The following is a 14842-nucleotide window of genomic DNA, read 5'->3' on the forward strand; positions in this document are numbered from 1 at the left end:
TATTTAAAAAATTAGTTAATTATCACACGATTAGAAATGGGACTATTTACGGCCCCTACACCACAGCCGTACGGAGTGCAAGCTCCGATAATACAGATAAATCAATTCCCGCTCTGGGGCGAAGAAGTAGCTCTTGCGTTATACTTTACTGAAGTTGCCGGAATGCTAATGGCAATCTTAGGAATCATGGAATATACTGGAAAGTATCCATCAATGGCTAAGAAAGGAGGACCTGTTGTATTTGTATCAACGATCTTGGCATTTGCATTCTTCGCATATGATTTAGGTAGACCTCTTGCGGCTACCGCAGCACCATTAGAAGCATTAGTGTACTTCACGAACTCATGGATGGCTAGAGGTATTGTATTCGTAAGCGGACTGTTGTTATTCTCACTATTATATACAATATCGGTGTTATTCTCTTCTAAGCCATGGCTCAGAGTTACATTCGCAACTTTAGGAATGCTTTTCGGTCTATTCTCAACTGTGTACAGCGGTTTTGAATTAGCAGCTACAACTGGTGTACCCTTCTGGAATAACGCAGGATTACCAGTGCTATTCCTAGCAGGTGGAATATTTGTAGGTGCTGGTATAGGTTACATTCTAGCCTTCGTTACCAAAGGTGACGAGGGTATAATGGCTAGAAGGCTAATGGCAAAACTATTGGCATTTTCGGGTATCGCCGAGCTGGTATCTTGGTTCATGTTCTTAGCCACAGTAAACTACATTAACGTGTTTGACGAGGTCGCTTATGATTACTTGTTGTCTCAAGTAACATTCTATCTTGACTTAATACTTTCGGGCTTAGCAGTACTTATATCTGGAGTAGGTTATCTGTTCTCTGGTCCCTATATTGCGGTGCTATTTAACCCCTCGTTAAAACAGCAGAAGGCAATCGGCGGAGAAGCTAGACCTTCTGATCTTCCTACAGGATTAAAATATGCTCTCCTAGTAGCTGCAATCTTCGCGATAGTTGCTGCCTTTCTAACAAGAGCTGACATACTTTTCGCAGGGCAATACGCGTATCAAACTGCTCCTCAAACTCCGTTCCAGATAGTGAGTACTCAACCGATTCCTATAGGTAGCTTTGGTTGGAGAGGGTAACTAAGGTAAGTTTTTTATATATTTTCTTGTAAAAATAGTTTTAATTAAATTAATATATCCATAATCTTTTTAAATCTAGACTAATATTATTAAAATTAAGAGGCAGTAATTTATGCCTGGCGAGCTGTCAATAGTGCTTTTTTTAGTTGAACACGTTAGGTTCTTAGTTGATCATTTTAAAGTGCACTTTTTCGTAGTACTATCCGCTAAGTTATCCACAAAAGAAGTAAAAGTGCTTTATAAAATGGTTATTTTAGGCCCTATTTCTTCCTACCGCCTTTCACAAGAGTGCGACCTACCTTCAGCTACAGCTTGGAGGATACTGAAGAGACTTGCAAAGGAAGGATATGTAAGAATGGGATATAGAAGCTTTTACATAACTCCTAAAGGACTTATAGCTGTCTTCAGATCTGGAGAAGATGAAAGGATCAGAAGACTAGTAGCTGTAAAGCTAAAAGAAGAGTGGAAATACGAAGGGTCTGAGGAGGAGATGTACACTTTTCTTAATGAACTAGTAAAGCTGTCTGATAAAGGATTGTTCAATGTGGACAACTTGTGTTTTAATCATCCGACATCTTTAGCAGCTTTCCTTTATCCGTTTGCCGAGCAGTTCTCTGAAACGTCAAAGAAAATAATAGCTTATTATATGTTGAAAATCTTCCCACCAGTCTCAATAACGTCTACATGCAAAGGTGTAATAGGACTTAAGGAAAACGGAGAACCTTATGCAATAGCAATGAACTGTGTAAAGGAGGGAATAAGGCTTAACTTCTCTTGTGAATGTATAAGGAGGATGATTTGTAGCAATAGTGTTGCTATAAGAACATAATATCAAAATAATTTTAGAAGAAAATAAGATAAGTGTTTTAAATTTTATTCCTGAAATCTGATAGGGACAAGTCTAATTTAGATATTTTATTAATTTAATATTGGATAAAAAAGAAAAATTATAAAAGAATCAAAGAATATATAAAGATTATTATTTTATTTTTGATAAATTAAAGTAAAAAGAGATGATAAATAATAGGCAGAGTTTGTTAAATATCCCACATGAGAGTAGAAGACTTAGAAAGAATGAGAGAACTTGCCTTGGAATACGATAAACTACTGAACGAGGTGCTAAACGAGGTACAGCCACTGGTGAGAGAATGCTTGGCACTTGAGTTAGATGATACATTATCACCAGTCTACGCTATAGAGAACGTTAAGACACAGAATGCTATTTTAGCTTTACCGTACAAGTGCGGGGAAAAGATAGGTTATTTAGTCATAACAAAGGAGGGGAAAGTCTATTTTGAAGATTTTCAAGGTAATGTAGAGGAAAGAGGTGAATTATTTGTTAAAGAAAATAGTTAACAAAAAAGGGATACTATACGAGGGACCAGTATGGTTCAAAGACACTCTGTATTTCGTAGACATACTCAAAGGGGAAGTCCATACATTAAGGGGAGATAAGCACACGTGGATTAAAGTCGGAACTTACGTCAGCTCTCTTCAGCCTTACAAGAGAGGAGGGCTGGTAGTCACAGCGGATAAGGGTTTCTACCACGTGAGTGAAGAGGGCGTAAAGACAATTTATGAAGTAAAGGAGTGGGATAACAGAAACAGATTTAACGATGGTAAGTGTGATGCCATGGGAAGATATTGGGTAGGTACTATGAACCTCGAGGAAAAATATCCTACCGGTGCACTGTTCGTGTTGGACAAGGGATTAATACTTAGAAAGGTTCTTGAAGGGATTACTATCTCTAACGGATTAGCGTGGAATTTAGACAACACTAAGATGTATTATATAGACTCACCGACTAAGAAAGTGTTTGAGTTTGCCTTTAACCTTTCTACTGGAGAAATAAGGGATAGAAAGATCCTAGTCGATCTAACGAGGTTTCAAGGAGTCCCAGACGGGATGACGATCGATTCAGAGGGATATCTATGGGTAGCAATATACGGAGGAGGAAAAGTAATTAGAGTAAGTCCTAAAGGCGAGATAGTAGGTGAGATCAAAGTCCCTGCATCTCACACTACCTCTGTTACGTTTGGGGGGAATGATATGAGGACTCTCTTCATAACTACAGCAAATGACGAGGCTGAAGGCGGTTACGTATATGCCGTGGAAACTGATATAAAAGGCGTTGAAAGTTTTGAGTGTGAATTTTGACTTAACCTTCCTCAAGATACCTAAATAGAAAGGAGTTTGAGACTAACAGTACTCCGGCTATAACGAAGTCTATACCGTAGCCTAGATAATGAGTAAAGTATCCTGAGAATATTGAACCGACGAAAAGAGATACCCCTACTATAGTACTATATACTCCCAGTCCACTACCTTGGCTCCTTTCTCCTACGATTTTAAACACGAGAGTGCTGGATGAAGAATAAAATAATGAGTATGCAATCCCAGCGGCTAAAGGATAAAATAACAACCCTGATATGAAAACTGGAAAGCCGAAAAACAGTTCTGTGACTATTCCCATTGATAGGTAAGAGACTCCTCTAAGAAGTAGCGAGAGATGAGCTATTTTCTTCTCTTCAGCTCTTACTAACAATCTTTCTGAAATTTTAAATCCTAAAATCTGGAAGATCATTCCAACTGTGATCACAATTAATACGCTAGATTTATCTAAGCCTTTTACGTAAAGGCCGGCTGGATATACAGTATTAAAAATTCCACTACTAACGTAGAAGATTACAATACCAAGATAAAGGAGTGGGATATAATTTGTAGGTTTAATCCTCAATCTCTTCAAAGAAAACATCTTAAAGGAATGAGGGTTGGGTAAATGAAGGAACATCATAGGCAAATGTCTCATTCTTATCATGAAGGATTCCTTATGATGTAAAATTGCTACCCTCTCAAACGTTATAACTGGCTTTGGAATTAGCTTTAATCCTGCAACAAAGGTGATCAGAGCGATTAACCCTAAAGTTTCCTCTATCTGATAGATCTTGAGAAAAAGTACAAGAACCGTCGAGATTAGCAAGCCTATTAGCATACCTAGAGAGGACAAGAAAGAGAACTTTGAAAACAGTTGACCCCACTGCTTTTTCTCAGCTGATTCCATCACGAGTAAGTTAAAGGGAGTAGTAGAGGCTGTACTCATGAATGTAACTAGAGAGTAATCAGCTGCTAATAGAGGTATTGAATTAACAAGTGGCATAAGAAGTAAAGATACTGAAGTCCCGCCCATGCTTATAAGGATCTGTTTCTTTCTATCCATTCTATCAGCCATAAATCCCCAGAAAAGCGAAGATGGTATTAAAACTGCATTACTCAAGGATATAGCAAAAGATACGTCAAGTGCATTACCACCCAAAGTTAGAATTTGAAGAGTAATGAGTGTGGACAAAGGTCCGGTAGATGCGTTAAACGGCAGCACGAGCCACATCCATCTTGTGTCCTTGTACTTTATCATTCTTGCTTAAATGACCTTACTAATATTTAAAAAATTTGTTGAAATGTTAAATGTAGTTAAACCGTTAATATATTAGAGAATTGAAGGTTAAACCCCAGCCTGAAAATTAAGCAAACTTAGAAAATGTAGAGTAAACTTCATAAGCCTTAGGTCTGGTTTTTGGTTCGCAGGAAAGCATACTGACTACCTCGTGGAAGACCTCTTTTTCGATCAAAGGTATTGAGATAACCCACTTGCACAACGCATCTTTTGCTTCCTTTACTTTTTCCAATGCTTTTCTAATATCGCCCTTAAGGTAATAGTCTACTCCTTCGTTTAGAGATAAAATATCAGGTCTATCATTTCTACCGGTGAGTAAAACATACGAAACTACCCCGAGAGCGAAAATATCCATAGAAGTCTCAGCACCTTTACCGAGGATTGCGTTTTCCAATTGATCTGGCGGAGCGTATTCTGCTGTAAGCTGTTTTATACTACCTCCTGTTCTCGTTGAGCTACCTAAGTCCCCTATCTTAATCATTCCCTTGATCCTAGAGTACACTTCTTCTCCGGTCTTACCTACTGGTTTTGCTAAAAATATGTTCTGAGGTTTGAAATCTAAATGAACATAACCTTGTCTGTGAATATGGTCAAGAGCTAAAGCGCTTTCAGCTATAATCGAATACACGATTTTCCTCCATTTACTTGAGTATCTTACATTAGGATTGTTAAAGAGATCCATTACCGTCCCTCCTTCCATAAACTCCATTATTAGCCTAGGGGGATCCCTGAGGTACAATTCAGTGTTACCCTTCAGAATTTCTTTAATTGAGTTTTGATCTACGTTAATGGCATAGATCTTTACCGTATATTTGCTGTTGGAGAGGGCAATTAAGTTTGAAGCTTCTACTTGTAAATCATAATAATAACCTTTTACTATAGTGGTGCCCCTAGTATTGGAATTCAATTTAAGGACTTTGATAGCGTAAGGAACGTTGTCGTAGATACCTTTTAGTATATAACTAGTTCCACCCTCACCTATTACCGAAAGGACATTATAAACGCCTAACGATTTACCGACCCAAAGTTTTGGATCCCATTTCTCTAAAGGGGGGAGCTTGTTAGATGGTTGTACTATCGGTTGTACTGATCTTTGTGAAGAAGCTGGTAAACTAGTTACAACTACAATATGTAAGTCAGCATACTCCCCAGTGGAAAAGTATAATCTCAAAGGTAAGATGTTCGTTTTAGGTAGTGGGAATCTATAACTAATTGATACTTTATTTATGCCTATGTTAAGCATATTTGGATTAACATCAGTAGTAACGATATTATTAAGAAGGAACTGTACTCCAGTTATTCTTAATGCTCGATTTACATATAACGTGAGGTATATTGTAAATCCCCAAGTATAATCGTCTATTATCCCATCTAACAACTTTATCCTAAGGGGAGTCTTGTAAAGGTTTATAAAGGGGGCTAAGAAGTCCGGTATCGGAACAAGAGGACTATTACAATGGGGACAAGTGTTATAGTTATCCGGAAGGGTTACTCTACACCTTTTGCAATATTTGGCCATGCTTATTGATGTAAATACTCCAAGAGTAAAATAAGTTATCAAAAGAGGCTAGATCAATTTAACATCTCCGTTCTTAACATATATACGTAGATCGTCAGTTTCCTTCTCATTTGCGGAGTTTATAATCGTAGGAATAACGCTATTTAAGGTATCAAACTTATCGACATAGATATATAGTTTTGATGCTGATATCCTATCTAAGAGTTCTTCTATCCTTTCTTTTATTTTGTCTAAATGTTTAATACCGTCGAGAGACAATATAATTATCGTTTTATCTCTGCGACGTATAATTATCTTGCTCTTGGAATAGAAGAACGCAGTATTAGGTATATAATATTCCTTTTTCTTCCTTAACAGCCTACTTAATAAAATTGAGTTATCCTCTTCCACATAAACAGAATTCAGGTCTCCCTTGTATCTAATCATTAATTTTGAACTTCTAACTTTATCTTCGAAGACGAATAACTTATAAAGATCTTTCAGAGTCATAGGGATTCTTAATTCCCCACCTATTACGACCTCTGCAAGAATTCTTTCAAAGTCTGTAAGCTTAATTTTCGGAGCATAAATTATAATATCAACTGGTAAAGAAGCGAACCTATCCTTATATGACGATATATACTCACTACCGTCACCGTTTAAAAATATTATCACAAATAATGCCTCTTTATTATTAATTATTAATCTTTCTCTTTAAAACTTAACGTTTTCCCTAAATCTAATATAAATTAATAATACTTCTTTCAGTCGTGTACAGATAAATAAAATTCATTTTCCTCCGTTATGCCAAGGAGGAACCCTTGGATTTTCTATCCTATCCCAAGTATCATAAGGTTTAATATCTAATACTGGGGTTCCGTCATAAGCGTTTACACCTTTGACCGTTAACACATTCTCTTCCATCCTTATGAGTTCAGCAACTGAGATACCAATAGGGTTTGGCCTAAATTGAGACCTAGTAGCGAAAACTCCTACCTCTCTTGAATCCCTAACTCTTTTTAGTTTGCCGTCGAAAGAGGCTAAGTGTAAGTGGTAAATTAAAATTATATGGGAAAATTCCTCGATACCTTTTAAACCTTCTTGATATTTCTTATCAATAATAACTCTTACTTGAGCGTCACGAGAGGCTGAATTGTCATCCCTTTTTATATACCCTATATAATCAAAACAGCATTTCACATGATAGTTTTTCCGTCTACAGTTTATAAAGTATTAAACTGAATGGGTCAAGTTGTCTATTCTTCCGCCATCAACTACTATCACCTGCCCGGTAATATACCTAGCTTTTTCCGATACTAAAAACGAAACCACATGTGCAACGTCCTCAGGTTTTCCAGTAGTATGTAAAACCGTTTTATTTCTGAAGTATTCCCTTAATTTTTCAACTTCTTCTTCACTTTTTCCTCCTATTGTCATGTCAGTCTCGATCCACCCAGGGGCTACTGCATTAACTCTGATTCCGTATTTGCCTAATTCGAAAGCCAACCTTCTGGTCAGTATGATCACCCCAGCTTTAGTAACTGCATAGAATGTAGTACCTTCTGCTGCAGTCCCTATTCCCGCATTAGATGCGATGTTTACTATAGAGGCATTACTTGCGTTTTTAAGTAAAGGTAGTAACTCGTAAGTCATGTATATTACTCCGTTGAGGTTAACTCTCAACATTTTCTCGTATTTCTCCTCGTCAAACTTTTCAAAGGGCATTAAATACCATAGACCGGCGTTATTCACTAATACATGCAATTTATCTGTTAACTCCTCAACTTGCTGCTTAACTCTTCTTACTTCTTCTCTGTTTCCTACGTCACATTTTAGAGTTACGATCCCTTCTTTTTCTAGTTCCTTAGCTTTCTCCATGGAAGAGTTGTAAAGTATGATAGTCTTATATCCTTCTCTACTTAAAGTTTCTGCTATAGTTCTACCTATACCTCTTGATCCTCCAGTTACAAGTGCATATTTCATATCACAAACAGAATAAAGTAACGAGATAAAAAAGAGTAATCAATTATAATATAAAAAATCAGGAGAATATTTTTCATTATTTCTTCTTTATATTTTTCTTAATCTTTTCAGCTAAGTCTTGATTGATCTGTTTTATGCCGTGAGCTTTTTGGGCGTGTATTTTCAAGATCTCTATAAGCTCCTCCTCACTCGAAGCTCCCCTTATTTCGTATCCACAATTATTTCCTATATCGGCACAGCTAAAGTTGTACTTCTTTTTCCCGAATAGCATAGAAATACGTCAATAAAGAAGTATATCTTAGTTTATTAGAAAATTTTTAACATTTAATCCGTTGTAAAAGTAAAAAATTCTAACATCAGTTTAATACTATTAAGCACGTTCTGACTATTATGAAATACAATTTCAGATGTGAAGACATAGGAATGAATTGTGGGTATGAAATAAGAGGAGCTTCTACAGAGGAAGAGTTATTAGAAGAACTGAAAATCCACGCAAAAATGTCACATAATCTGAACTCTATACCTCTGGACGTATTAGAAAAGATAAAGAGAAATATAAAGAAGAGTGGAAAGTATAGTTTTAGTTGTGTCGATGTAGGAATGAAATGCGGTTTTGAGATAATTAACGCGGATAGCGAAGAAGAACTACTGAACGAACTAGCAATTCACGCCAAACTTAGCCATAACATGTCAACTATTCCGCAAGATACTCTAAATGCGATAAAGTCCAAAATAAAAGTCATGTAAAGTTTTTTACCTCCTTCACTAATTTTAATTTTGTCTTTTTATCACAGAAACTATAAAAAGTTTGATTATTGTTTAGAATTCAACCAGTCGTAAATGATACGAAATACCTTGCTACAATTACGACGGGTTCGCCTCTACATTAAACACAGCCTATTTCCCGATTAACGTTGGTTAAAAGTTATCCTTTCTATAAGGTATATCTTTAAGAATTGCATTATTATGGTCAGAAGATATTTCTCCGAAAGCCCACGGTTATTAACACACTGTAGAGTTGAGGAAGACGAAGAAATTCGACTATAGAAAAAGAGTAAGAGAACAAAAATGATAATGACGGGTTAAGCACTCCTATGTGAAGTAGCTAAGAAGATAATGTAGAATTAGAATAATCAGTTTAGAATACGAAAAGAAATTATGAGACTCCTTTTCTAACTTCTTTTTTACCTTACTTCTGGAGGAAAGAACAATTTAGCTCTGTTCAGGAGAACAGTTTTTAGATTAGCTAAGAGCGTTCTTATTTGGGATATTTGGTCTGGAAAATTTGATAGGGTTAAAATCTGATCGGCTATACTTACCATTTGCAGATCGTTTTTATATATCTCATCTAATTGCTCAGTATGGATTTTATATCTAGCGTAGATATCAGCTCCTCCTCCTTGAGTTGAGTTTAATATTCCTATTAAAGTCCTGATCTCGGATATTGTGTCCTCAATATTTCTGAGTAAAGGTGAAAAAGGTTGGCTTCTTACTATTTGAGACTCACTATTCGCCAGATTATTTATCGCAGTTTCCAACTTCATTATCGTAGCTTGTCTAACCAAGAAATCGTCTTGTCTTATTAGATCCTTAGCTTTGTAACCCCTATACCCCGGTACGAGTAACTGTAATTTCTCGAGCGGAGTCAACTCCTTAGGCATAGACTATTTATAGATTTTCAAGAAATAAATTTTACGTTTTATTAATTTGGGTTGTGCTGTTGTGGATTGGAAGTTTGATTGACTGTTTGCTTACACCTCGTAAAATAACCTGCTGAAACGACTACGACCAATAACCCAATTATACCAAGGACTACAGACTCAACTCCAGTGGTCTTAAAGCCTAGATAAACTAATATAAAGCCTATACCTTCAATAGCGGGAAAAAGTACCTTGTTCCTTAACTCGTTAATCATAAGTTATTTTGACTTAATCATTCTATATAAAATTCTTCCTAATGTTCCTTTCTCTTAGGTCTGAAAGAGTGAGCGTGAGAAGGGTCATACACACTCGACCTGATTTGATCTTTATAACGAGAGGGGTCTGCTATCTTTCCTACTAATATCATACTATCTTTTGTTATCTTCTCGGCCTTAACTTTCTGAGCTATGTCCCCTACAGTTCCGCGTATAATTTTCTGATCTGGCCATGTAGCCTTATAAACTACAACAACGGGCATATCGTCTGGTACTCCTCCCTCTTTCAGTTCTCTGACAACCTTGTCTATGAGTTGGACTCCAGTATATATAGCCATAGAAGCCCCTTTCATCAAGTGAGGGGCGTAGTCCTTTATAGAACCTTCCATGGGGACTGCTCCAGAAGCCCTAGTTATAATAAGGGTCTGAGATATTTTTGGTAAGGTCAGTTCAATTCCCAAAACGCTTGCTGCCCCAATTGCTGCAGTTATCCCAGGTACTAGTTCATAAGGGACTCCAGCATTTTCTAACGCCCATACCTCTTCGATCAAAGCCCCGTATATGGAGAAGTCACCTGACTTCAGCCTTGCTACGAGCTTACCTTCCTTAGCCCTCTTTATCATTATATCAGTTATTTCCTCTAATGTTAGTGAAGCCGTGTCGACTATTTCCGCATCTTTCCTTGCCCACTTTAACACTTCTGGATTGACTAGGGAACCGGCGTATAAAACTACGTCTGCTTCTTCCAACCGGTTCTTAGCTTTTACAGTTAGTAACTCCGGGTCTCCCGGTCCCGCTCCTATAAACACTACCTTACCCATTTTCACGTTTTTTCACCCCTATAATCATAGAAAAATAATCCTTGTCCGAAATCGAGGTATCCCAAGTAATTATTTTCTCTCCTTCTAAATAACACCTACGAGCATAAATAAGCTTATATTGGGACTCAAGTAATGTCTTTATGTCCCGAAGATTAACGTTAGCCTTTAACACTATTATGGTATCGAACTTACCGTTAGCTTCTGATATCAGATCTAGCCTATCCGCTGGAATAATTGCAATACCTTCATTCCCTAATGCTAGAGGTAACTTACCCTTATTTGCACAAGCTGTAATCGATGAGACCCCGGGGATTAGGTCGATTTTATCTATACAGTTAATAAACTTGGAAACTCTGTAGTAAGTACTGTAGAGAGATGGGTCACCTAAAGTTACAAATGAGTTAACCCCGTCCTCAACGTTATTACAGATATCATCCCCTATCTTTCTCAGAGAGTCCTCATCTACTTCTTTACCCATAGGGAAACCAAGAGGGACTACTTTCGCCATTTGGGAGATATAAGGAGAGATAACGCTCAATGCAAGACTTCTGTTAGTGGTAGTGGAGTAAGGGACAAAAACTACTTTAGACAATGAGAGAATCTTGCTTGCCTTTATCGTTACTAGCTCGGGGTCTCCTGGACCCAGACCTATAACAAACAACTCTTTCGTCAAGTCTTCTCACCGTAAATAATGAAAACGGGGTTCCTAGATATCATCGCATACCCTTTACTTGTCTTCATACCTTTCGCCACAATGACCTCTATAAGCTCGGTTTTGTACCCGAGCTCTACTAATGCATTCGTCGCACTGACGGCGGTCTCTAATAGTATAGCATCGGCAACTACTCTACCTCCTTTCTTCAGTTTTGGGTCTATAGCGGTTATTATTTCCCTTATCCTCTCCGATCCTCCACCGATAAACACGGAGTCCAATTGCTCGTTAATTTCACTTATAGCGTCCGGAGCTTCTCCTTTTATAACTACCACGTTCCTTACGTTAAACTTTTGGAGGTTTTTCAGAGTGAGGCTATAAGCTAAATCGTCCTTTTCTATGGCGTAAACTTTACCTTCATCTCCTACTATCAACCCAGCCTCAACTGTCACACTACCAGTACCACTTCCTATGTCTAAGAACCTAGCTCCGGTAAAGAGCCTCGCTTTTGATAGTGCTAAAACTCTGATCTCTTCTTTTGTCATGGGTATCTTCTCTTCCCTTATGAACTCCTCATCCGGAATACCGGGTACTCTCACGGCTGATCCGCCCTAGCGAGAACTTCTCCTTCCTCTGATAAGGCTATAACTTCAACACTCATATTAGTAATGGACTTAAGCCTCTTTAACGCCCTTTCTGCAACTACTTTCATAACTTTCACCCTCTCTTCCTTGTCGAGATAAGTAAGGGCCTCGGACACTGTCAACGAGTTCGCTATTTTACGTATTTTCTCCACTTCAATATCCGCGAGGACTGAAGCATAAGTTATGGTTTCAACCCTTGCATCACCGTACTTATTATGGGTGTTCATAATTCCAGCGGCAACCTTCACCAGCTTTCCGGGTAGGCTGATCAACGTGACCTTCTCGAATCCCATTTCCTCGGCGAGCTTAATAGTATCGCCCACCCTATCACCTATTTTTACTGCTATATCTCCGAACATCCTTTTAGCTACTTCAAAGCTGACGTTTCCCGGGGCAATAACGAGACCTTTACTCCCTGAATGTTTTATCACGCAAATTTCCGTCCTAAGGTGATCCATATAGTCCTCGTCACTTACCGGGTATTCTATACCGGTAGTCCCAAGTATCGATATACCATCTACTATACCGATTGACGGATTCATTGTATTTCTTGCAATCGTTCTTCCATTGGGAACCGATATCTCCACTTCAACGTTTTCATCCGTTACCTCTTTGACTGCAGCCTTGATCATCTCCATCGCAGTGGGACTTATAGACTTACTCCCTATCTCACCCCTTAAGCCCGGTCTTGTTATTACACCTATCCCTTCTCCTCCTTTGATCGTAAATGATAAACTCCTTTTAGAACAAGACAGAATCTCCAACCCGTCTAAAGCATCAGGGTTATCTCCAGCAAACTTCCTAACTGTTGCACAGTACTTGTCGTCTCTCCTTTCATATTTATCAACGGGCACCTCTATTCTAAGTCCAATAGGAGTGGGGATTGTTACACTCTTAGGGTTCTCCCCCCTAACCAGATAGATAACAGAAGCTTTAGAGGCCGCTGCAGCCGCCCCTCCGGTCGTTATTCCGAACCTTTTAAGAGTCGTTATTAAGCTCAAAGCTATACCTCCTATCGTACCCTCTGGGAGTAATCATTTTACCGTTACAAGTATAAGTCCTTGAATTCCCAATTATCATCGTAGTTATCATGTTTATTACTCCCTCATGCTTCTTCCAATCGGAAAGGTTTGTAATTATCACCTGCTCGTCTTCTCTATAAGCACTCTTAACAATTCCTACCGGTGTGTCGGGCTTTCTGTATTCAGATATGATAGCCATAGCCCTCTCCAGTAAGGGCTTGTTTATGGGGTTATAAAGAACTATAACGAAATCCCCCTCGGCCGCTTTCTTTATTCTGTGAAGTATCTCTTCCGCTGGTACGAGTAAATCGCTCAAGCTTATGGAAGCAAAGTCCATGGCTAAGGGTGAACCCAACCTGGCTGCTGCAGCTAGAGCCGCGGTAACGCCTGGTACTATTTCGAAGTCCAACTCTAAATTGTTCTTACACATCATTTCCAATGCTGGGCTCGCCATACCGTATACTTGGGGGTCTCCGCTGGAGATCAGTGAAACAACCTTACCTTCTTGCACCTTCTGAATCGCGACCCTAGCTCTGTACAATTCCTCTTTCATTCTTGCCGTTATTACTTCTTTTCCGTCTACGAGGTCTCCTATTAATTTAGCATAAGTGGTATAGGCTACTATCACGTCACTTTGCTTAATGGCTTCTACCATCCTGAACGTCCTTATAGGGGGTGCGCCGGGACCCGTGCCTATTATGAACAGTTTCCCTTTCATCTCATAGCCACCCTTATTAACTCGTTTATTATTGCCACGGCTATACTACTACCACCGTAAGTACCTTTAATGACTATGGCTGGTATACCGCTTTTTATCAGCTCCTCCTTAGATTCAACTGCGTTAGTGAAACCAGGAGGAGAGGCTACTACTAGCGGTATTTCTAACAGCTTCTCCTTCTGTACTCTAAGTGTCTCCACCAATGCAGTAGGCGCGTTCCCTATAACTACTATTTTTGGTGAAGTCAATCCAATCCTAATACTCGCAGCTGTCCTAGTTATACCTAATTTCTTTGCTAGCTCACCGGAAGAATCTAAGTAGTTCTCAACCTTTTTCCATCTTACCCCAGCCATTACCATTTTAACATCTGTTAGTATGGGAAGTTGAGCCTTCAAAGCTTCTATACCGCTGTTTATAGCGTCAGGAGATATGTATACTTGTTTTGATATCTCAAAGTTTCCACTAGCATATACAGCCCTACTTATAATTTCCAGCTCTTCTCCGTCTACCCCGAGATCCTCCTTAACCTTTTCCCTAATTATACTCATAGTCCTCTCCTCTATTTCCTCCGAATCCTCAATGTACTCTTGCCTTTCATCAGTATCAAACGCGTTCTTAACCCGATAAAATAGGGCGAGCTTTACAAGTTCGGAATCAGCTAGAGGGCGTGTAAAATATACGTTTATCTCTTTGTCCTTATATTTGGCCTTTGTCCACTGATAAAACTCAGAAGCCCCTACCTCTCCCATTATGTCTTTTGCTACGTGGTTACCCCTTCCTAAAAAGGCTAAAGCGAATACAAAGTGGTCGTATCCCTTCTCAGTAAGGTCTAGTAGAAGGTTTCTCCAATTGGGCTCCGTATATTCATTATGTGATAGAAAAACTGGGACTTCAAGTTTCTCTTCAAGGTATGTAGCTAGTTTCTGCATATCTTCTACGAAGGCATGCCTCCTTGAACCGTGAGTTATCATAATGATTGCAGATTTTTTCACAACATATGGATAGTCTATCCATATATTTAACCTTTGTTAAC

General features: G+C 38.5%; 19 protein-coding genes. 5 read left to right on the forward strand and 14 right to left on the reverse strand.

The genetic code is table 11. The annotated features are described in order from the left end of the window. The first annotated feature begins 36 nt into the window (after positions 1-36). From nrfD to WIW72_RS10740, 4 genes are all read left to right on the forward strand, one after another. Positions 37-1104: an NrfD/PsrC family molybdoenzyme membrane anchor subunit gene (nrfD, locus tag WIW72_RS10725; RefSeq protein WP_337721444.1), complete on the forward strand. Its 1068-nt coding sequence runs from the start codon at positions 37-39 to the stop codon at positions 1102-1104. A gap of 112 nt (positions 1105-1216) precedes the next feature. Continuing rightward, positions 1217-1933 (forward strand): hypothetical protein, encoded by a 717-nt coding sequence (locus tag WIW72_RS10730; protein ID WP_337721445.1) that lies wholly within the window; start codon positions 1217-1219, stop codon positions 1931-1933. Positions 1934-2154: 221 nt separating this feature from the next. Next, entirely contained in the window at positions 2155-2460 is a 306-nt protein-coding gene (locus WIW72_RS10735) for a hypothetical protein (RefSeq protein WP_337721446.1), read from the forward strand. Then, positions 2441-3262, forward strand: a complete 822-nt coding sequence (locus WIW72_RS10740; RefSeq protein WP_337721447.1) for an SMP-30/gluconolactonase/LRE family protein — start codon at positions 2441-2443, stop codon at positions 3260-3262. Before WIW72_RS10735 ends, WIW72_RS10740 begins: the two co-directional genes overlap by 20 nt. A gap of 1 nt (position 3263) precedes the next feature. Here WIW72_RS10740 and WIW72_RS10745 read toward each other — a convergent pair whose 3' ends face one another. The 6 genes from WIW72_RS10745 to WIW72_RS10770 all read right to left on the reverse strand — a co-directional run bounded on the left by WIW72_RS10745 (position 3264) and on the right by WIW72_RS10770 (position 8308). Further along, positions 3264-4517, reverse strand: a complete 1254-nt coding sequence (locus WIW72_RS10745) for an MFS transporter (protein WP_337721448.1) — start codon at positions 4515-4517, stop codon at positions 3264-3266. A 106-nt stretch (positions 4518-4623) separates the two neighbouring features. Continuing rightward, positions 4624-6075 carry a DUF973 family protein gene (locus tag WIW72_RS10750; RefSeq protein WP_337721449.1) on the reverse strand — a complete coding sequence of 484 codons (1452 nt, stop codon included), beginning with the start codon at positions 6073-6075 and terminating at the stop codon, positions 4624-4626. 48 nt (positions 6076-6123) lie between these two features. Beyond that, entirely contained in the window at positions 6124-6729 is a 606-nt protein-coding gene (locus WIW72_RS10755) for a hypothetical protein (RefSeq protein WP_337702746.1), read from the reverse strand. 114 nt (positions 6730-6843) lie between these two features. After that, positions 6844-7254 (reverse strand): tRNA (N6-threonylcarbamoyladenosine(37)-N6)-methyltransferase TrmO, encoded by a 411-nt coding sequence (tsaA, locus tag WIW72_RS10760; RefSeq protein WP_337721450.1) that lies wholly within the window; start codon positions 7252-7254, stop codon positions 6844-6846. Between the two features lie 33 nt (positions 7255-7287). After that, entirely contained in the window at positions 7288-8037 is a 750-nt protein-coding gene (locus WIW72_RS10765) for an SDR family oxidoreductase (RefSeq protein WP_337721451.1), read from the reverse strand. Positions 8038-8113: 76 nt separating this feature from the next. Continuing rightward, positions 8114-8308, reverse strand: coding sequence for a DUF1059 domain-containing protein (locus WIW72_RS10770; protein ID WP_337721452.1), 195 nt, complete (start codon positions 8306-8308; stop codon positions 8114-8116). A 116-nt stretch (positions 8309-8424) separates the two neighbouring features. Here WIW72_RS10770 and WIW72_RS10775 point away from each other — a divergent pair, with 116 nt between their 5' ends. After that, positions 8425-8784 (forward strand): DUF1059 domain-containing protein, encoded by a 360-nt coding sequence (locus tag WIW72_RS10775; RefSeq protein WP_337721474.1) that lies wholly within the window; start codon positions 8425-8427, stop codon positions 8782-8784. Between the two features lie 437 nt (positions 8785-9221). On the opposite strand, the gene WIW72_RS10780 is transcribed toward WIW72_RS10775, so the two are convergent. From WIW72_RS10780 to WIW72_RS10815, 8 genes are read right to left on the reverse strand one after another with little or no spacing between them, the layout of a single operon-like run. Then, on the reverse strand, positions 9222-9698 hold the full coding sequence (locus tag WIW72_RS10780; RefSeq protein ID WP_337721453.1) for a hypothetical protein: 477 nt from the start codon (positions 9696-9698) through the stop codon (positions 9222-9224). 41 nt (positions 9699-9739) lie between these two features. After that, entirely contained in the window at positions 9740-9952 is a 213-nt protein-coding gene (locus WIW72_RS10785) for a hypothetical protein (RefSeq protein WP_337721454.1), read from the reverse strand. A 38-nt stretch (positions 9953-9990) separates the two neighbouring features. Then, complete coding sequence (gene cobM, locus WIW72_RS10790) at positions 9991-10773, reverse strand: precorrin-4 C(11)-methyltransferase (protein ID WP_337721475.1); 783 nt, start codon at positions 10771-10773, stop codon at positions 9991-9993. Further along, entirely contained in the window at positions 10766-11446 is a 681-nt protein-coding gene (locus WIW72_RS10795) for a cobalt-factor II C(20)-methyltransferase (protein ID WP_337721455.1), read from the reverse strand. The genes cobM and WIW72_RS10795 overlap by 8 nt, the downstream gene beginning before the upstream one ends. Next, entirely contained in the window at positions 11443-12024 is a 582-nt protein-coding gene (cbiT, locus tag WIW72_RS10800) for a precorrin-6Y C5,15-methyltransferase (decarboxylating) subunit CbiT (protein WP_337702757.1), read from the reverse strand. Before cbiT ends, WIW72_RS10795 begins: the two co-directional genes overlap by 4 nt. Beyond that, positions 12021-13070 (reverse strand): cobalt-precorrin-5B (C(1))-methyltransferase CbiD, encoded by a 1050-nt coding sequence (gene cbiD / locus WIW72_RS10805; protein ID WP_337721456.1) that lies wholly within the window; start codon positions 13068-13070, stop codon positions 12021-12023. Before cbiD ends, cbiT begins: the two co-directional genes overlap by 4 nt. Further along, positions 13048-13809 (reverse strand): precorrin-3B C(17)-methyltransferase, encoded by a 762-nt coding sequence (locus WIW72_RS10810; protein ID WP_337719878.1) that lies wholly within the window; start codon positions 13807-13809, stop codon positions 13048-13050. Before WIW72_RS10810 ends, cbiD begins: the two co-directional genes overlap by 23 nt. Continuing rightward, positions 13806-14801: a precorrin-8X methylmutase gene (locus tag WIW72_RS10815; RefSeq protein ID WP_337721457.1), complete on the reverse strand. Its 996-nt coding sequence runs from the start codon at positions 14799-14801 to the stop codon at positions 13806-13808. The genes WIW72_RS10810 and WIW72_RS10815 overlap by 4 nt, the downstream gene beginning before the upstream one ends. Positions 14802-14842: the final 41 nt, after the last annotated feature.

This window comes from Stygiolobus sp. CP859M, from assembly GCF_037389975.1.
GTDB lineage: Archaea > Thermoproteota > Thermoprotei_A > Sulfolobales > Sulfolobaceae > Stygiolobus.

Coding starts and splice junctions, on each gene's coding strand:
- nrfD (WP_337721444.1), top strand. CDS start 37: ATGGGACTATTTACGGCCCCTACACCACAGCCGTACGGAGTGCAAGCT.
- WIW72_RS10730 (WP_337721445.1), top strand. CDS start 1,217: ATGCCTGGCGAGCTGTCAATAGTGCTTTTTTTAGTTGAACACGTTAGG.
- WIW72_RS10735 (WP_337721446.1), top strand. CDS start 2,155: ATGAGAGTAGAAGACTTAGAAAGAATGAGAGAACTTGCCTTGGAATAC.
- WIW72_RS10745 (WP_337721448.1), bottom strand. CDS start 4,517: ATGATAAAGTACAAGGACACAAGATGGATGTGGCTCGTGCTGCCGTTT.
- WIW72_RS10750 (WP_337721449.1), bottom strand. CDS start 6,075: ATGGCCAAATATTGCAAAAGGTGTAGAGTAACCCTTCCGGATAACTAT.
- WIW72_RS10765 (WP_337721451.1), bottom strand. CDS start 8,037: ATGAAATATGCACTTGTAACTGGAGGATCAAGAGGTATAGGTAGAACT.
- WIW72_RS10770 (WP_337721452.1), bottom strand. CDS start 8,308: ATGCTATTCGGGAAAAAGAAGTACAACTTTAGCTGTGCCGATATAGGA.
- WIW72_RS10780 (WP_337721453.1), bottom strand. CDS start 9,698: ATGCCTAAGGAGTTGACTCCGCTCGAGAAATTACAGTTACTCGTACCG.
- WIW72_RS10785 (WP_337721454.1), bottom strand. CDS start 9,952: ATGATTAACGAGTTAAGGAACAAGGTACTTTTTCCCGCTATTGAAGGT.
- cobM (WP_337721475.1), bottom strand. CDS start 10,773: ATGGGTAAGGTAGTGTTTATAGGAGCGGGACCGGGAGACCCGGAGTTA.
- WIW72_RS10810 (WP_337719878.1), bottom strand. CDS start 13,809: ATGAAAGGGAAACTGTTCATAATAGGCACGGGTCCCGGCGCACCCCCT.